This is a genomic window from Stenotrophomonas sp. Steno-C18 (assembly GCF_056393195.1).
In genome coordinates this window covers 133,324-150,523 of sequence record NZ_JBWJOX010000007.1, presented here as the reverse complement: position 1 = coordinate 150,523, position 17,200 = coordinate 133,324, and the positions used below count along the sequence as shown (strand labels likewise).

Annotated in this window: 14 protein-coding genes; 12 read left to right on the top strand and 2 right to left on the bottom strand. The window is 66.6% G+C overall.

The features are described from left to right. Positions 1-15: 15 nt before the first annotated feature. From ftsE to AC06FE_RS15120, 6 genes are all read left to right on the top strand, one after another. A complete protein-coding gene (gene ftsE / locus AC06FE_RS15145) occupies positions 16-702 on the top strand; it encodes a cell division ATP-binding protein FtsE (RefSeq protein ID WP_132865894.1) in 687 nt (228 codons plus the stop codon). 10 nt (positions 703-712) lie between these two features. After that, positions 713-1,660, top strand: coding sequence for a permease-like cell division protein FtsX (gene ftsX, locus AC06FE_RS15140; RefSeq protein WP_478073510.1), 948 nt, complete (start codon positions 713-715; stop codon positions 1,658-1,660). A gap of 7 nt (positions 1,661-1,667) precedes the next feature. Continuing rightward, positions 1,668-2,510 carry a response regulator gene (locus tag AC06FE_RS15135; RefSeq protein WP_165931219.1) on the top strand — a complete coding sequence of 281 codons (843 nt, stop codon included), beginning with the start codon at positions 1,668-1,670 and terminating at the stop codon, positions 2,508-2,510. Further along, complete coding sequence (gene ung / locus AC06FE_RS15130; RefSeq protein WP_478073509.1) at positions 2,507-3,235, top strand: uracil-DNA glycosylase; 729 nt, start codon at positions 2,507-2,509, stop codon at positions 3,233-3,235. Before AC06FE_RS15135 ends, ung begins: the two co-directional genes overlap by 4 nt. A 181-nt stretch (positions 3,236-3,416) precedes the next feature. After that, positions 3,417-4,292, top strand: a complete 876-nt coding sequence (rpoH, locus tag AC06FE_RS15125) for an RNA polymerase sigma factor RpoH (RefSeq protein WP_192287858.1) — start codon at positions 3,417-3,419, stop codon at positions 4,290-4,292. Between the two features lie 161 nt (positions 4,293-4,453). After that, positions 4,454-4,855 carry a GFA family protein gene (locus AC06FE_RS15120; RefSeq protein ID WP_478073508.1) on the top strand — a complete coding sequence of 134 codons (402 nt, stop codon included), beginning with the start codon at positions 4,454-4,456 and terminating at the stop codon, positions 4,853-4,855. Between the two features lie 66 nt (positions 4,856-4,921). On the opposite strand, the gene AC06FE_RS15115 is transcribed toward AC06FE_RS15120, so the two are convergent. Continuing rightward, on the bottom strand, positions 4,922-6,205 hold the full coding sequence (locus tag AC06FE_RS15115) for an NAD(P)/FAD-dependent oxidoreductase (RefSeq protein WP_313252504.1): 1,284 nt from the start codon (positions 6,203-6,205) through the stop codon (positions 4,922-4,924). A 134-nt stretch (positions 6,206-6,339) separates the two neighbouring features. On the opposite strand from AC06FE_RS15115, the gene AC06FE_RS15110 reads away from it, so the two are divergent. The 3 genes from AC06FE_RS15110 (at position 6,340) to AC06FE_RS15100 (ending at position 8,289) form a co-directional block, all read left to right on the top strand. Then, positions 6,340-7,206, top strand: coding sequence for an NYN domain-containing protein (locus AC06FE_RS15110; protein WP_478073507.1), 867 nt, complete (start codon positions 6,340-6,342; stop codon positions 7,204-7,206). A 43-nt stretch (positions 7,207-7,249) separates the two neighbouring features. Continuing rightward, positions 7,250-7,870, top strand: coding sequence for a glutathione S-transferase family protein (locus AC06FE_RS15105; RefSeq protein WP_192287854.1), 621 nt, complete (start codon positions 7,250-7,252; stop codon positions 7,868-7,870). Positions 7,871-7,989: 119 nt separating this feature from the next. After that, the gene (locus AC06FE_RS15100) at positions 7,990-8,289 is read left to right on the top strand and encodes a hypothetical protein (RefSeq protein WP_478073506.1); all 300 of its coding nucleotides are present in this window, start codon (positions 7,990-7,992) and stop codon (positions 8,287-8,289) included. Between the two features lie 3 nt (positions 8,290-8,292). Here AC06FE_RS15100 and AC06FE_RS15095 read toward each other — a convergent pair whose 3' ends face one another. Further along, positions 8,293-11,373 (bottom strand): TonB-dependent receptor, encoded by a 3,081-nt coding sequence (locus tag AC06FE_RS15095; protein WP_446539810.1) that lies wholly within the window; start codon positions 11,371-11,373, stop codon positions 8,293-8,295. Between the two features lie 656 nt (positions 11,374-12,029). On the opposite strand from AC06FE_RS15095, the gene AC06FE_RS15090 reads away from it, so the two are divergent. The 3 genes from AC06FE_RS15090 to fucP all read left to right on the top strand — a co-directional run bounded on the left by AC06FE_RS15090 (position 12,030) and on the right by fucP (position 17,000). Further along, on the top strand, positions 12,030-14,492 hold the full coding sequence (locus AC06FE_RS15090) for a GH92 family glycosyl hydrolase (RefSeq protein ID WP_478073505.1): 2,463 nt from the start codon (positions 12,030-12,032) through the stop codon (positions 14,490-14,492). Between the two features lie 98 nt (positions 14,493-14,590). After that, positions 14,591-15,652: a LacI family DNA-binding transcriptional regulator gene (locus tag AC06FE_RS15085; protein WP_132865885.1), complete on the top strand. Its 1,062-nt coding sequence runs from the start codon at positions 14,591-14,593 to the stop codon at positions 15,650-15,652. Between the two features lie 40 nt (positions 15,653-15,692). Next, entirely contained in the window at positions 15,693-17,000 is a 1,308-nt protein-coding gene (gene fucP / locus AC06FE_RS15080; protein WP_478073504.1) for an L-fucose:H+ symporter permease, read from the top strand. Positions 17,001-17,200 lie beyond the last annotated feature (200 nt).

Below are 17,200 nucleotides of genomic sequence, written 5' to 3'. Positions count from 1 at the left end.
CTGCATAATCGGCGGATGAGCGTCCTGCGTTTTGACAATGTCAGCAAACAGTACGCCGGTGGCCATCAGGCGCTGGCGGATGTCAGCTTCGAGGTGGCGGCCGGCGAGATGCTGTTCGTCACCGGGCACTCCGGTGCCGGCAAGAGCACCCTGCTCAAGCTGATCCACCTGAGCGAACGGCCCACGCGCGGCGCGGTGCTGTTCGGTGAGCGCAACCTGCTGAAGGTGCGTGGCGGCAAGGTCGCCCTGCACCGGCGCGAGGTGGGCGCGGTCTACCAGGACCACCGCCTGCTGGTGGACCGCAGCATCGGCGAGAACGTCGCCCTGCCACTGATCCTGCGCGGCGACCGCCGTGCCGATACCGCCAAGCGGGTGCGCTCGGTGCTCGAACGCATGGGCCTGGCGCACCGCGAGAAGGCGCTGCCCACCGAACTGTCGGCCGGCGAGCAGCAGCGCGTGGGCATCGCCCGCGCCATCGTGGGTGAACCGCGGCTGCTGGTGGCCGATGAACCCACCGGCAACCTCGACCCGACCCTGGCCGCGGAGATCATGTCGCTGTTCGCCGAGCTGCCCGGTCGGGGCACCAGCGTGCTGGTGGTCAGCCACGACCTGGCGCTGATCAAGCAGATGCGCAAGCGCGTGCTGATCCTGGACCACGGCAAGCTGGTCGATGACATCTCGCCGCACGAGCTGGCGGAGTGAGCGCAAGACGATGAGCAAACCCGCAAACACCGAAGCCGCCGCGCCGTCGCGCGTGCTCACCTGGTTCCGCCACCACCTGCACAGCGTGGTGTTCAGCCTTGGCCGCGCGCTGCGCAAGCCGTGGGCCACTATCCTGACCGTGGCGGTGATGGCGCTGGCGCTGGCATTGCCGCTGGGCCTGTCCATCGCGCTGGACAACCTCAAGCATTTCGCCGGCAGCGTGCAGCAGTCGCGTGACATCAACCTGTTCCTGAAACCCGAGCTGGACGCGGCCGCCGCGCAGACGGTGGTGGCCGCGCTGCGCGCCCGTGCCGACGTGGCCGAGGTGGCCGTGCGCACCCCGGAAGAAGGCCTGGCCGAGCTGCGGCAGAGTGCCGGGCTGGGCGAGGCGATCGATGCGCTGGGCGACAACCCGCTGCCGACGCTGTTGATCGTCACCCCGGCCACGGGCGATGACGCCGCGTTGGCCAAGTCGCTGGAAGCCCTGCCGGAAACCGACCTGGTCCAGCACGATGCGCTGTGGCGGCAACGGCTGGACGGCTGGCTGGCGTTCGGCGCACGGCTGGTGCAGGTGTTGTCGGTGCTGTTGGGCGTGGGCGCGGCGCTGGTGGTGGGCAACACCGTCCGGCTAGACATCCAGGCCCGGCGCGAGGAAATCGGTGTCCTGCAGCTGCTCGGTGCCAGTGACGGCTTCATCCGCCGTCCGTTCGTCTACCTGGGGGCGTGGTATGGCCTGGGGGCCGGCGCGGTGGCGCTGGGGTTGATCGGCATCTGCGGTCTGGCGCTGCGCCCGCCGCTGGCGACGCTGTCGCAGAGCTATGGCAGTCCCTTCGTGCTGCACGGGCTGGACCTGGTCCACTCGCTGATGGTGCTGGTGGCGACCACGATCCTGGGCTGGCTCGGGGCATGGCTGGTGACCGGCCACTTCCTCAGGCAGACTCGCCCGACTGAAACCTGAGGCAGGCATGGCGAAGCACGAACTCAAGCATCTGATCAGCGACGCCCCCCGGGTGATGGTGGTCGATGGCTCAAAACTGGTGCGGCGCCTGATCAGCGATGTGCTCACGCGCGAGCTGCCCGACGTGGAGGTGGTGGGGTGCGCCAGCATCGCCGAGGCCCGCGCCGCGCTGGCGGCTGGCCCGGTGCATCTGGTCACCACCTCGCTGGCCCTGCCCGATGGCGACGGACTGACCCTGGCGCGCAGCGTACGCGACGCCGCCGGGCAGGCCTACGTGCCGGTGATCGTGGTGTCCGGTGACGCCCAGCAGCACCTGGAGCAGCGCCGTTTCACCGAATATGTCACCGACTATTTCGACAAGTCGCTGGGCCACGAGGCGTTGGCGGCCTTCATCCGTGGCTACGTGCAACCCGAGCCGGTGCCGGATGCGACCGTGCTGTACGTGGAGGACAGCCGCGTGGTGGCCGAGGCGACCAAGCGCATGCTGGAGCGGCACGACCTGCACGTGGTGCACGTGCTCACCGCCGAGGACGCGTTCTCGCTGCTGACCGCCGAATCGCTGGGCCGTACCCAGCGCGAGATCGACCTGGTGCTGACCGACGTGACCCTGAAGGGCGAGTTGAGCGGGCGTGACGTGGTCGAGCGGATCCGCATCGATTTCGGCTACGGCAAGCGCCGCCTGCCGGTGCTGGTGATGACCGGCGACGGCAACCCGCACAACCAGTCGGCGCTGCTGCAGTCCGGGGCCAACGACCTGGTGCAGAAACCCATCGAAGAACGCCTGCTGGTGACCAAGGTGCTGTTCCAGCTCCGGCTGGCGCGCATGGCCCAGCCGGCGGTGACGCTGTGAACCCGGAGCAGGCGGCGCAGATCCAGCTCGAGCCGAGCTGGAAGGCACAGATCGGCGACTGGCTGCTGCGTCCGGAGATGCGCGAGCTGTCGGCCTTCCTGCGCCAGCGCAAGGCGGCCGGCGCGCACGTGTTCCCGCCGGGCCCGCAGATCTTCGCCGCCTTCGACGCCACCCCGTTCGAGCAGGCCAAGGTGGTCATCCTTGGCCAGGACCCGTACCACGGCCATGGCCAGGCGCATGGGCTGAGCTTCTCGGTGCCGCCGGGCGTACCGGTGCCGCCGTCACTGCTGAACATCTACAAGGAGATCGAGGCAGACCTGGGCATCCCGCGCCCGGACCATGGCTGCCTGGTCCCGTGGGCGAAGCAGGGCGTGCTGCTGCTCAACGCCGTGCTGACGGTGGAGGAGGGCAAGGCCGGGGCCCACCAGGGGCGGGGCTGGGAAGGCTTCACCGATCATGTGGTGGACGTGCTCAACCGCGAGCGCGAGGGCCTGGTGTTCCTGCTGTGGGGCAGTTACGCCCAGCAGAAGGGCAAGGTGATCGATACCCGCCGCCACCGCGTGCTCAAGGCCCCGCATCCCTCCCCGCTGTCGGCCCACCGCGGCTTCTTGGGCTGCCGCCATTTCTCCCAGGCCAACGACTACCTGCAGCGCCGCGGGCAGGCCCCGGTCGACTGGGGGCTGCCATCGCGGGCGGTGCTCGACGCCGCGCTCGCTGGCGGCTGAATCAGCGTGCTCCCTGTCATTTGACTGAGATGCCTGCTCTGGTAGGGTGTGGGGGATGGGGAAAGCAGCTGTTTGTGGCACCTATTCAGGCTGAAGGCCGGGTGTCGTGCCAAAAACAGAATGCTGGAACTTTTTCTGTACCGGTCAGTCCAATAGTTCTGACTGCTAAGATTGGGACACTATGAGCCTGCATACCTCCACTGCCCTTGTGGCAAACAATCTCCCGATTCCCAGTGCGCTCGGCTCGCTGGATGCCTACATCGGTGCCGTGCACCAGATCCCGGTGCTGTCGGTCGATGAGGAACAGGAACTGGCGCGTCGTTTCCGCGACGAGCAGGACCTGGATGCCGCGCGCGAGCTGGTGCATTCGCACCTGCGCTTCGTCGTGCACGTGGCCCGTGGCTACAACGGCTACGGCCTGCAGCTGGGCGACCTGATCCAGGAAGGCAACATCGGCCTGATGAAGGCGGTCAAGCGCTTCGACCCGGAAATGGGCGTGCGCCTGGTGTCCTTCGCCGTGCATTGGATCCGTGCCGAGATGCACGAGTTCATCCTGAAGAACTGGCGCATCGTCAAGGTCGCCACGACCAAGGCGCAGCGCAAGCTGTTCTTCAACCTGCGCAAGTCCAAGACCCGTCTGGGCTGGATGAACGCGGCCGAAGTCAGCGCCGTTGCCAAGGACCTGAACGTCTCCGAGCGTGAAGTGATGGAGATGGAGTCGCGCCTGTCCGGTCGTGACGTCGGTTTCGATGCGCCGTCCGACGAGGACGACGACCATGCACCGCCGTCGCCGGCCGCCTACCTGGTCGCACGCGATGAAGACCCGTCGCAGGCCTACGAGCGCGAGGACAGCGAGGACAACCAGCTGAGCCTGCTGCGCGAAGGCCTGGCCAAGCTGGACCAGCGTTCGCGTGACATCATCGCCCGCCGCTGGCTGGATGCCGACAGCAAGGTGACGCTGCAGGAGCTGGCCGACGAGTACGGCGTGTCGGCCGAGCGCATCCGCCAGATCGAGGCGAACGCGCTGAAGAAGATGAAGGCACTGTTCGCCGCCTGATCAGGCGTTGAGGTGCACCGAAAAGCCCGGGGAAACCCGGGCTTTTTCGTGGGCGGTCGTGCCGTGCCATGCGCGGCGGGCTCTTCCGGTGAAGCTCCCGGCCGAGCGTGGCCCGGCGCGACGGTGTAGATTCCGCGCTTGCATCCTGGAGGGAGACGACGATGAAGGGTACTTGCCTGTGTGGCGCGATCGAAGTGATTGCCGGTGACGCGCACGTGCAGATCGGCCTGTGTCATTGCAGCATGTGCCGGCGCTGGTCCGGCGGGCCGTTCTTCGCGGTGCATTGCGATGACAAGGTGCGGTTCAACGGCGCCGAACCGCGGCGCTACCGTTCCTCGGAATGGGCCGAGCGCGGCTTCTGCGGCGACTGCGGCACCCACCTGTTCTACCGGCTGGTGCCGGACGGGGAGTACTTCGTGTCGGCAGGGTTGTTCCAGCAGGCACCGCTGGAGCTGGTCAGCCAGATCTTCATCGACGAGAAGCCGCCGTTCTACGCATTGGCCAATGACACGCCGACGATGACCGGCAAGCAGGTGTTCGAGCAGTTCGCTGCCGGGCAATGAACCGGGGCCGTGCCGGGTGGTGCCCGGCACGGGGGGCGGTGATGCCCAGCGGGGCACGGCTCCGCTCTACCGGGGATCGGGCTTCCGGTCGTCGTAGGGGTTGCCCAGGATGATGCGCGCGCTGCGCTGGTAGCTCCAGTACGCCACGCCCCAGTTGAGCAGCACCACAAGGCGGTTGCGGAAGCCGATCAGGAAGAACACGTGCGCGGCCAGCCAGAACCACCAGGCCAGCACCCCGGACAGCTGCAGCTTGCCCATGTGCACGATGGCGGCCATGCGTCCGATCGTGGCCAGGTTGCCCTGGTCGTTGTAGCGGAACGGGGCAGGGGGCGAGGCACCGTCCAGGCGTGCACGGATCACCTGGGCGACGTAGGCCCCCATCTGCTTGGCGGCCGGCGCCACGCCGGGCACCGGGCGGCCGTTGTCCTGCTGCAGCGCGGCCAGGTCACCGGCGACGAAGATCTCCGGATGGCCGGGGACGGTCAGGTCCGGCTGCACCTGCACGCGGCCGGCGCGGTCCAGTGGCACGTCCAGCGTGCGCGCCAGCGGCGAGGCGGCCACGCCGGCGGCCCACACCACGGTGCGCGCGGGCACGTGCACGTCGCCGAGCTGGAAACCGAAGGCGTTGATGTCATTGACCGGGGTGCCGGTCAGCACCTCCACGCCGAGCCGTTCCAACTGCTCGCGCGCCTTCTGCGACAGGCGTTCCGGGAAACTGGACAGCACCCGCGGCCCGGCCTCGACCAGGCGCACCCGTGCCGATGCGGGGTCGATGTGGCGGAACTCGTTCCGCAAGGTGTGCCGGGCGATCTCGGCCAGGGTGCCGGCCAGTTCCACGCCCGTGGGGCCAGCGCCGACCACCGCGAAGCTGAGCCAGGCGGCTTTCTTCTCCGGGTCGTTCTCGGCCTCGGCACGCTCGAAGGCCAGCAGCAGCTTGCGCCGCAGCAGCAGGGCATCGTCCAGCGTCTTCAGGCCCGGCGCGTCGCCGGCCCACTCGTCGTGGCCGAAATAGGCGTGGGTGGCACCGCTGGCGACCATCAGCAGGTCATAACCGACGCGGGTGCCGTCGCCCAGCACGACTTCGCGCTGCTGCTTGTCGATGGCGGTGACCTCGCCCAGGCGCACGTCGACATTGCGCTGCCGGCGCAGGATGTGGCGCAGCGGAGCGGCGATATCCGGCGAGGACAGCCCGGCGGTGGCGACCTGGTAGAGCAGTGGCTGGAACAGGTGATGGTTGCGGCGGTCGATCAGGGTGATGCGCAGACGGGCCTTGGCCAGGGCACGGGTGGCCCAGAGACCGGCAAAGCCGCCGCCGACGATGACCAGGTGGGGGACTGGGTCGTGTGGCATGTACGTTCTCCAGAAAGACCGGCATCGGGCCGGCCATTGATGGGGGCAACGGGCGCTGTCGATGATGTCATGTGATGTGCGGACAACATAGATGGCCGATACTGCGGCTCAGCCTTTCGTCATGGAGCTGTGTCATGTCCGAGCCGGAGAAGCGGATTGCCTTGTTGATCGATGCCGACAACGCGCCTGCATCGAAGATCGATGAAATCCTGGTCGAGGTGGCGGCCTTTGGCGTGGCCAACGTGCGCCGTGCCTACGGCGACTGGAAGAACCCGCGCCTGAAGGGCTGGGAGCACGTGCTGCATGAGTTCGCGATCCGGCCGATCCAGCAGTTCGCCTATTCCAAGGGCAAGAACGCCTCGGACATGGCGATGGTGGTCGATGCGATGGACCTGCTGTACGCACGCAACCTGGACGGGTTTGCGATCGTGTCCAGCGATGCGGACTTCACGCCGCTGGTGATGCGGCTGCTGACCGACGGCGTGAAGGTATACGGCTTCGGCGAGCAGAAGACGCCGGTGGCCTTCGTCAACGCTTGCTCCAAGTTCATCTACCTGGAAGCCCTGGGCAACGATCGCTCCGAGCCGCATGAGCCGAGCGCGGAGCCCGTGGCGACCGCGCCAGTGCCGGCCGCAGCCAATGCCGGCGAGGGCGCGCCGAATGCAGCGCCCCCGGAAGCGGCCCCGATCACGCCGCGTTCCAGCGGCGAGTTGCGCGGCGACACGCGCCTGATCAACCTGCTGCGCGGCGCGGTGGAAGCCGCCGCTGACGAACAGGGTTGGGCGATGCTCAGCGCGGTGGGCAACCAGATTGCCAACCGCGCCTCGTTCGATTCGCGCAACTACGGTTATCGCAAGTTGAGCGACCTGATGAAGGCGACCGGGTTGTTCGAGGTGAAGAAAGACGGCAAGTCGTCGGCCGTGCGTGCAGCGCCGCGCAAGGCGAGCAAGGTAAGCAAGGCAAGCAAGACAAGTACGAAGCGGGCCGAGGCGAAGCCGTGACAATCAGTTCAATGATGCAAAGCGAACACAACGGAGCAAGCGGATGTTGAAGATCTGGGGTCGGCGCAATTCAAGCAATGTGCGCAAGGTGCTGTGGTGTGCCGAGGAGATCGGCCTGCCGTACGAATCGATCGAGGTCGGCGGCGCTTTTGGTGGCACCCAGTCGCCGGACTACCTGGCGATGAACCCCAACGGGCTGGTACCGGTGATCGAGGACAACGGCCTGCCGGTGTGGGAGTCCAACGCCATCGTGCGCTACCTGAGCGCACGTTACGCGCTGGGCACGTTGTATCCGGAAGATGCCGCCGCGCGCGCGCAGAGCGAGAAGTGGATGGACTGGACCATCTCCAGCTTCGCGGTGGCGTTCCGCGACCTGTTCTGGGGCGTGGTGCGGACCGCGCCGGCCGATCGCGATGAAGTACGCATCGCGGCCGCGTTGCAGCGCTGTGGCGAGTTGTTGAAGCTGGCCGACGCCGAGCTTGCGCGGCAGCCATGGCTGTCCGGCGAGCAGTTCGCGATGGGCGACATCCCGCTGGGCGCGTTTGCCTATGCCTGGTTCGAGATGCCCATCCAGCGGCCGGATCTACCGCATCTGGAGGCGTGGTATGCGCGGTTGAAGACGCGCCCGGCGTATCAGGCGGCGGTTATGACGGCGTTGACCTGAGCGCGCGGCCTTGGGCTTTTCCTGGAGCCCCTCTCCCGTTTCTTGCGGGAGAGGGGCTGGGGTGAGGTGAGCTTTCAGCGCTGCTTTCCGAGAAGACGCGGTGCTGCTATGGGTTTCGGTTGAAGAGCAACCGCAACAGCGCCCCCATCCGCCCTTCGGGCACCTTCCCCCGCCGGCGGGAGAAGGGAAATTCCAAGTCCAAGTCCAAGTCCAAAGCCAAAGCCAAAGCCAAAGCCAAGTCCAAAGCCAAGTCCAAAGCCAAGTCCAAAGCCAAAGCCAAAGCCAAAGCCAAAGCCAAAGCGGTTTGCTGGCGTTGGCTGCGCTTCCTGCTTTCCCTTCCTGAAAAAGAAACGGCAGCCGCCCGGTACCAGCGCGACTGCCGTGGAGGAGCGCCCCGCGCGCTCAGCGCGGAGGGGTGAGGCTTAGAACTTCCAGTTCACGCCGAAGTAGACGACACGGCCCGCGTAACCGTTGGAGTAGAAACGGGCCTTGGTGTCGTTGCCCAGGTGGGTGCGCGTCTCTTCCTTGGTCAGGTTCAATACCGAGGCACTCAGGCTCAGCGCCGGGGTGATGTTGTACGCGGCGTTCAGATCGATCTGCTGGTAGGGCTCCTGGTAGAGGTTCAGGCCACTGATCAGGCCCTGCACCACTTCGCCGCGACGGTTCCACGAGGCGCGCAGCAGCAGCTTTTCCACTTCATAGAACACGGTGAAGTTGGCCTGGTTCTCGGCGCTGCCGACCAGCGGCGACTTGCCGATCTGGGTGCCGTCTTCCAGGGTGATCGCCGCTTCGTTCGTGTCGTTCCAGGTGTAGTTCGCCTGGAAGCCCAGGCCGAAATCCAGCGTATGCTGGGCGTAGAACTCCAGACCCTGCGACACAGCGTCACGACCACCGGCCGTGGTGGAGTAGTTCTGCACGACGACGGTCTGGCCGCCGACGTTCTGCGTGACGTCCTGCACCACCGGTACCGAGAAGTTGCTGACGTCCTTGCGGAACAGGCCCAGGCCCAGCACTGATCCGGGGTGGAAGTACCACTCCACGCCGATGTCGTACTGGGTGGCCTTGTAGGCTTCCAGATTCTTGTTGCTGCCAGAACCGTACCAGCCCTGCTCACTGGCACCACCGGTGAGGCGGCGGTCGTTGACGTATTCGGGGCTGAAGTATTCCAGGCTGCCCGGTGCGGCGATGTTGCTGTAGCTCGGGCGCGCGATCACCTTGGAGGCTGCTGCACGCAGCAACAGGTTCTCGGTCAGTTCATAGGCCAGGTTGAAGCTGGGCAGCACGTCGGTGTAGTTGCGGTCCAGGCCGCTGACCGCGAACGACTCGGCGCGCGCTTCGCTGTCGGAGAGGCGCCAATAGCCCTCGGTGCCGCAGTAGGTACGTGCCGGTGCGGCGCCGGGCACCGTGTCGCCGGCCTGGCAGGCCAGCGGGTTGCCATTGGCATCGTCGTAGAAGTAATCGTTGTACGAGGTGACCTTGTCGGTGGAATCGGCATGCTGGCGGGTGCTGACCACGCGCACGCCGACGTTGCCGCGCAGGCGCTCGGTGCGGAAGTTGGCCTGCAGGTAGGTGGAGTAGATTTTTTCGTCCACGTTGTAGACGAAGTTGTCCTCGTTGCGGGTCTGCATCCCCCCGTAGGTCTTGTTCAGGTACGAGATGTAGGCCGGGTAGTTGATGGCCGGGAACGCGCTTGCATTGATGCCGCCTGCCAGGTTGCCCATGCCGTAGATGAAGTCGGGCGAGAACTGCAGGGCGAGGTCGTTGCAGCCGCCGTTCCAGTAGCGGTTCTCGTAGTCGCTGGCATCGGTGCCGGGGCAGGCCCAGTAGCTGTTGCCGGTGCTGCGGTGGATGCCGCCGTCACGGTACTTGACGCCGAACTGCAGCGATTCCAGGAAGCCGCTGTCGTTGTGCCAGGTGGTGTCGATCTGGGCGTACTTCTGCTCGTTGGTGTTGCGGGTCCACGACGAGCCGGTGGAGCCCAGGTCAACCTGCAGGATGCCGTTCTTCAGGTTCTGCATCAGTTCCGGCGAGAACGCCATCGACGGCGTGCCAGCCAGGCTCCAGGCGCTGGCCAGGTTGCCCAGGTTCCAGCTGCCGTCCGCATTCTGGCTGCGTGGCTTCAGCGGCACCGAGAACTGCAGCGACGGGCCGCCCTTGGCCCAGGTGCGCCCGCCCTTGAAGGCGACGTCGACCGACTCGCCGCGCCATTCGGCGGAGAAATCGGCGGTCTGCGACAGTGCCTTTTCGAGGTTGTAGCTGCCGGTGATCTGCGGGGTCGGCACGGTGCAGTCGTCAGAACCCCAGCCACCAGGCGCCATGCCGCCGGCCGCGGCCTCGTCCTCGCTGCAGTAATAGGTCTTGCCCGGGTGCCGGCTGTAGTCGGCGCCGGTGACGATGGTGCCGCTCGGGTCCATGGTCAGCCCATCGAGCAGGCGTCCGCCGGCCCAGTTGCCGTCGCCCCAGTAGCGGGCGATGTTCCATTCCGGCACCTTGATGGTGTGGGTCTGGGAGTCCTGCGACAGGTCGAAGCGGAAGTAGTTCGCGGTCAGGGTGAGGTTGTCCAGCGGCTTGAACTGGAGCGTTATCTGGCCGCCCTTGCGCTCGCGCTTCTCGTCCTTGACGTCGAGGTTCACCGAGGTGGGCATCATGAAGCCGGTGTAGTACTTGCCGCTCTGGTCGTAGAAGCCAGTGCCGCCCCACCAGTTGGAGTTGAAGTCGGAGGGGTTGCCGTTGACGTCAACCGCAGTGCCGCCTTCGTCACGGCCATACCAGGACCAGCCTTCGGTGCTGGCGCCCAGGGTGCGAGTGGTGCGCTTCTGGTCGGTATAACCGACGAACACGCCGAAGCGGTCGTCCTTGTCATGCCAGGCGTAGGAGGCGGAGAGCTGGCCGTCGGCCTTCTCGGTGGTGTCTGCCCAGGTGCCTTCAACCGAGACGAAGCCGGTGTTGGCTTCCATGTCCAGCGGGCGACGCGTGTGCAGGATTACCGTGCCGCCGATGCCGCCTTCGTCGATGCGGGCTTCCGGCGACTTGAACAGCTCGGCGCTGCCCAGCATGTTCGACGGCAGCAGCGTGTAATTGAACGAACGGGTGGGGTCGCCGTTGGATTCGGCGGTGGCCACGTAGTTGCCGTTCAACTCGGTAAGTGTCAGCTCCGAGGACAGGCCGCGCACGCTGACGTTCTTACCTTCGCCGCCGCTGCGGGTGATGATCACGCCGGGCACGCGCTGCAGCGCGTCGGCGACGTTCTTGTCGGGGAACTTGCCCACGTCCTCGGCGGTGATCACCTCGACCACGGCGTTGGCATCACGCTTCTGTTCCAGGCTCTTCTCGATGGCGTAGCGGTAACCGGTGACGGTCACGCTGTCCAGTGTGGTGGCGTCGGGCTGCGTGGCAGCCTGTTGTGCGAACGCCGCGCCCGGTGCGATCGCGACGGCGAACAATGCAGCGGCAATGGCGGCGGACAATGCGTCGCGGCCCTGCATGCGGGTGATCTGTTTCATTCCACTCTCTCCCTCTCCTGGATTGAACTGGTAGCTGATACGGAAACTTGAATCGATCTAATTTTTGAAGCCGATTTCTTTTTGACGTTGCAGGTGTTGCCCGTGGCGTTGCCTCGGTCCTTTGCGCCTTTCACGATCAGGCAATCGCGACCGAGTTATTTGGATCGATCTAAACGATTGGCGGCAAATTTTTACCACAGCAGCCGGGTGCGACGCATGCTGCTGCGCAATATGAGCGGGGCCTGGCCGTTTGGGCCGGTGTCGGGGCAGGGGGCTCAGGTCACGGGCGTCCGGTCCGGGAGGGGGCGGGCACCGGATGACGTGTAGGGCGATCCGCAGGCGCAATGGTGCGCCGCAGAATGCAAGTCCAGAAAATCTCGTGTTCTACTTAAATCGATCTAAATTTGCAGGAGGGCGGACCTGCACCGATTGAAATGCTGGTTTTCCTGCCTCCATGGCGGGCTGATCGGCAGCTGATCGATGCCGTTGTCCACCTGATCGCCGCCGCTGGGCTTTTCCATCGGCAGCCGCCTGCCCGCTTGTTGAGGCCGACTCTCTCCCCCGTCCTGCCGACGGACGGGCCGGCCTCACAGGCCCGGCTTCGGCCGGGCCAACCTGACGACGCCGTACCGACATCGACCCAAAGGATCCATCGCATGAGCCGATTGCCGTCTGTTTCCTCCCGCCTGATCCGGCCACGGCCGCTGGCGCGCCTGGCCTGCGTGCTGGCCCTGTCCGTGGTCCCGCTGCTGCAGGCCGCGCCGGTGGCGCTGGAGCGCGAGGTCAACACCTTCATCGGCAGCAAGGACGACGGCAATACGTTCCCGGGGGCGTCGGCCCCGTTCGGCCTGATCCAGGTCAGCCCGATCGGCAGCCACTACTCGGGCTGGCGCTACGACGACGAGAAGATCCGCGGCTTTGGCCACTCCTTCATCTCCGGCGCCGGCTGCTGGGAACAGGGCGGGCAGGTCTCGGTCCTGCCGGTGACCGGCAGCATCGGTCCGGGCGGCGACTTCGACACCCGCGATGCCAAGCGCTTCGACCACAAGAGCTACGCCTCGGCCTATGCGCACGACGGCGAAGTGGGCCAGGCCGGCTACTACAAGGTGCGCCTGACCGACTACGGCGGCATCGACGTGGAGACCACCGCGCGTACCCGTGCCGCGGCCGAGCGGTATACGTTCACCGCCGGCAGCGGGCTGGGCCATGTGCTGGTCAACGTCGGCCAGGCCAACGAGCGCCATTCGGTCATCGGCAGCGTCGTCGACGTGGTCGGCGACCGCGCGGTGGAGGGCAAGCTGGTGACCAAGAGCTTCTGCGGCGGACACCAGTACACGACGTGGTTCCGCATCGAGTTCGACCGCCCGTTCAAGGCGCATGGCACCTGGGGCGAGAACGGCGGCCTGCCCGATGCGCGGCACAGCATGGAAGGCGAACTCAAGCCCAACGGCGCCTGGTTGAGCTTCGACCTGGCCGACGGTCGCAGCGTGACCGCCACCAGCGCGATCTCGCACGTTGACGCCGAGGGCGCACGCAACAACCTGCGCGCCGACGGCAAGCAGGGCGATCGTCTGCTCGGCTTTGACCGCATGCGCGCGCTGTCGCAGCAGAGTTGGCGTGAGCAGCTGGACAGCGTGCGCGTCCAGGGCGCCAGTGCCGATGACCGCGTGGTGCTGTACACCGCGCTGTACCACGCGCTGTTGCAGCCGATGACCGGCAGTGACGCCGATGGGCGCTATCGCGGCTACGACGATGCGATCCACCGTGCCGATGGCTGGACCTACTACGAGTACTTCTCGCTGTGGGACACCTACCGCTCGCAGAACCAGTGGCTGGCGCTGACCCGCCCGGACGTGGCACGGGACATCGCGCGCAGCGTGCTGGCCATCGATGCGCAGGGCGGTTGGCTGCCGCGCTGGGGCTACGCCAACTTCGAGACCAACGTGATGACCGGTGACCCGGTGACGCCGTTCCTGGTCGACCTGTGGCGTTTCGGTGCATTGACCGGCCGCGAGGCCGAGGCCTGGGCCGCGCTGCGTCGCAATGCGTTCTCGATGCCGCCGATCAACTCGCGCCATGCCGGCCGCTCGGGCAATGCCACCTATCTTGCCGACGGGTATGTCGCCTATGACCGCGCATTCCCGTCCAGGGGCATGGACGTGGACCCGCACCACGGCGGCTCGGCCACGCTGGAGTACGCCTTGGCCGATTGCGCGCTGGCACAGATGGCCGATGGCCTGGGCCATGCCGACGATGCGCAGGTGCTGCGCGCCCGCGGCGGCAACTGGCACAAGGTGTGGGACGCCGACGTGCGTGACGCCGACGCCGGCTTCAGTGGCTTCCCGCGTCCGCGTGCCGAAGGCGGCCAGTGGTACACACCGGCCGATGGCCACTACAGCCCGCGCTCGCAGCATGGCTTCCACGAAGGCACCGCCTGGCAGTACCAGTGGCTGGCGCAGCAGGACATCCCGGGCCTGGTGACGGCGATGCATGGCCGCGAGGAGGCCGGTCGCCGGCTGGATGCGTTCTTCGCCTATGACGAACTGCTCAAGTCGCCGCAGACCGCCGCGCGCAAGGAATGGGTGGTCGGGCCGTACAGCTACTACAACCAGTACCGCTACAACCCCAACAACGAACCGGACCTGCATGCACCGTGGATGTACACGCTGATCGGCCAGCCGTGGAAGACGGCCACCGTGGTGCGCGCCGCGCAGCAGTTGTTCACCAACGCGCCCAACGGCGTGACCGGCAACGACGACCTGGGCACGATGTCGGCCTGGTATCTGTTCAGTGCCCTGGGGCTGTATCCGGCGGTGCCGGGTACGGGACAGTTCCTGCTGCATACGCCGCGGTTTTCCAGCGCTGAAATCAATCTCGGCAACGGAAAGCGACTGCAGCTGAGGGCACAGCGTGCCGATGCGAATCGCTTGCAGTACATTCACGCCGTCCAGTTCGAGGGCAAGCCGCTCAACACGGTGTGGCTCGACTGGGAGCGGCTGAGCAAGGGTGGGACGGTGGAGTTCCAGCTGGGCGAAGACGTTCCGACGCAGGGCTGGGGTACGGCCATTGCGGATCTGCCGGTGTCCTATTGCGCCACGCCGGGCAGTGAAATGAAGTGAGCTGCTGCGACGCCGTTGCCAGTGGGTCCGGGCAGGGCGCGTCGACGCGCTGCCCCGATCCTTTAGGATTTCCGCGAATCGAGCCGTCAGCCTGAGCCATGAACGATAAGAAACCCGCCGCCAGCCAGCGTGCCGGCAAGGAAGCAAAACGTGCGGTGACCGTGACCGACATCGCCCAGGCGGTGGGCGTGTCACGTGCGACGGTGTCGCTGGTGCTGCGTGGCAGCCCGCTGGTCAACGTGGACACGCGCGCCAAGGTGGAGGCGGAGTTGCGTCGCCAGCGCTACGTTTACAACCGCACCGCGGCCAACCTGCGCCGCCGCACCTCCTCCTCGATCGCGCTGGTGATCAACGACCTGTCCAACCCGTTCTTCGCCGAATTCGCTTCCGGCGTGGACGAAGCCCTGGGCGAGAAGGGATATGTCACGTTGCTGGGCAGCACCTCCGAGTCGCCGGCCCGGCAGCAGGCGGTGCTGTCCACGCTGATGGAACACACCCCGACCGGTTTCATCCTGTCGCCGGCCGAAGGCAGCGACACCCAGGCGCTGCGCCAGGTGCTCGGCGTCAACGCCAACGTGCTGCTGTTCAACCGTGAGCTGGAAGGCGCCGACTGGGACTTCCTGACCATGGACAACCAGAACGGTGCCTACCTGGCCACCCGCCACCTGATCGAGCAGGGCCATCGCGACATCGCCTTCTTCGGCGGGCATGCCGCGTCGAGCTCGTGCCACCAGCGCCGCATCGGTTACCAGCGTGCGCTGTCCGAAGCAGGCCTGGATCTGCGCCAGGACTGGCTGATCGAATCGGCACCGAACCGCCTGGAGGCCGCCGCACGCACCGGCGAGCTGTTCGAGGGTGGCCAGCGTCCCAGCGCCGCGGTCTGCTACAACGACACCGTCGCCCTTGGCCTGATGCTGGGCCTGACCTCGCGTGGCATCCGTCCCGGCGCCGACTTCGCGGTGACCGGTTTCGACGACATCTCCGAAGCGTCGGTGGCGGTCCCGCCGCTGACCACGCTGACCGCCGACCCGCGCGAGCGTGGCCGGCAGGCGGCGTCGCTGTTGCTGCAGCGCCTGGACAACCCTGACGCGGCTCCGATGCGCGTGGTCGCGCCGGTGCAGCTGCGTGTCCGTGAGAGCAGCGCGGCGTTGCCACGCTGACCGCCCCCTTTCCACCGCATCCACCGCAAGGCGCCTTCCCATGCCGACACTTCCTCCATCCCCGCTGAGATCCACAGCTGCAGCACCGGTGGTCAACACCAAGGTGGCGCTGGCGGTGGTCACCACGATCTTCTTCATGTGGGGCTTCCTGACCTGCCTCAATGACATCCTGATCCCGCACCTGAAGAGCGTGTTCCAGCTCAACTTCGCGCAGGCGATGCTGGTGCAGTTCACGTTCTTCGGGGCGTATTTCCTGATGTCGCTGCCGGCCGGGCGGCTGGTCGCGCACGTGGGCTACAAGCAGGGCATCGTGATCGGGCTGGTGATCGCCGGCATCGGTGCCATCGGTTTCTGGCCGGCGGCGGAATTGCGCGTGTATGGCGCGTTCCTGACCGCGCTGTTCGTGCTGGCCACCGGCATCACCGTGCTGCAGGTGGCGGCCAACCCGTATGTGGCGCTGCTGGGCCCGGAGCGCACCAGTTCCAGCCGGCTGACCTTGGCGCAGGCGATGAACTCGCTGGGCACCACGCTGGCGCCGTACTTCGGTGGCGTGCTGATCCTGTCCAACACGGTCAAGACCACCGACCAGATCGCGGTGCTGCCGGACGCCGAGCGCGCGGCGTACTTCGCCCACGAGGCCAGTGCGGTGCAGGGGCCCTATCTGGGCTTGGGCATCTTCCTGTTCCTGCTGGCGGTGTTCGTGCTCCTGTTCCGCCTGCCCAGGCTCACCGAGACCACCGAGAAGGCCGACGCGGGCTCGCACACCTGGGCCGACGTGCTGCGCCATCGCCACCTGGTGCTGGGCGTGCTCGGCATCTTCTTCTACGTGGGTGCGGAAGTGGCGGTTGGCAGCCTGATGGTCAACTATTTCTCGCTGCCGGAGATCGGTGGCATCACCGAGGCACAGGCCTCGAAGTACCTGATGGCGTACTGGTTCCTGGCGATGGTGGGACGCTTCGCCGGCTCGGCGCTGATGGTCAACCTGTCACCGCGCAAGCTGCTGGCGATCTTCGCGACGGTGAACATCGCGCTGCTGATAACCACCATGAGCAGCACCGGCATGCCGGCGGTGTACAGCCTGATCGGCATCGGCCTGTTCAACTCGATCATGTTCCCGACCATCTTCGCGCTCAGCATCGAGGGCCTGGGGCCGCTGACCAGCAAGGGTTCGAGCCTGCTGATCATGGCCATCGTCGGTGGTGCGATCGTGCCGTACCTGCAGGGCCAGCTGGCGGATCGCATCGGTCTGCACCATTCGTTCGTGCTGCCGCTGCTGTGCTACGGCTACATCATCTTCTATGGCCTGTTCGGTGCCCGCCGCGGCGCGGCCGCCACTGGGGCCGCATGAGCCAGCCATGAGTACTCCACGCATGCCATCCCCGTGCGCCAACCGCTCCGGCCCCCGGCAGGACGGGGCAGGGCCAAGTTTTCCCTACACCTCCGTTGCCGGCGCGTGGTCCGGTGACGAAGGTTCCGTGCCGCAGTGCGGCCATCCGCTATCCCATGGCAGGACGGGCATGTCGCCCGCCGCCGTCATCGCCCAAGGAG

Coding starts and splice junctions, on each gene's coding strand:
- ftsE (WP_132865894.1), top strand. CDS start 16: ATGAGCGTCCTGCGTTTTGACAATGTCAGCAAACAGTACGCCGGTGGC.
- ftsX (WP_478073510.1), top strand. CDS start 713: ATGAGCAAACCCGCAAACACCGAAGCCGCCGCGCCGTCGCGCGTGCTC.
- AC06FE_RS15135 (WP_165931219.1), top strand. CDS start 1,668: ATGGCGAAGCACGAACTCAAGCATCTGATCAGCGACGCCCCCCGGGTG.
- rpoH (WP_192287858.1), top strand. CDS start 3,417: ATGAGCCTGCATACCTCCACTGCCCTTGTGGCAAACAATCTCCCGATT.
- AC06FE_RS15120 (WP_478073508.1), top strand. CDS start 4,454: ATGAAGGGTACTTGCCTGTGTGGCGCGATCGAAGTGATTGCCGGTGAC.
- AC06FE_RS15115 (WP_313252504.1), bottom strand. CDS start 6,205: ATGCCACACGACCCAGTCCCCCACCTGGTCATCGTCGGCGGCGGCTTT.
- AC06FE_RS15110 (WP_478073507.1), top strand. CDS start 6,340: ATGTCCGAGCCGGAGAAGCGGATTGCCTTGTTGATCGATGCCGACAAC.
- AC06FE_RS15105 (WP_192287854.1), top strand. CDS start 7,250: ATGTTGAAGATCTGGGGTCGGCGCAATTCAAGCAATGTGCGCAAGGTG.
- AC06FE_RS15095 (WP_446539810.1), bottom strand. CDS start 11,373: ATGAAACAGATCACCCGCATGCAGGGCCGCGACGCATTGTCCGCCGCC.
- AC06FE_RS15090 (WP_478073505.1), top strand. CDS start 12,030: ATGAGCCGATTGCCGTCTGTTTCCTCCCGCCTGATCCGGCCACGGCCG.
- AC06FE_RS15085 (WP_132865885.1), top strand. CDS start 14,591: ATGAACGATAAGAAACCCGCCGCCAGCCAGCGTGCCGGCAAGGAAGCA.
- fucP (WP_478073504.1), top strand. CDS start 15,693: ATGCCGACACTTCCTCCATCCCCGCTGAGATCCACAGCTGCAGCACCG.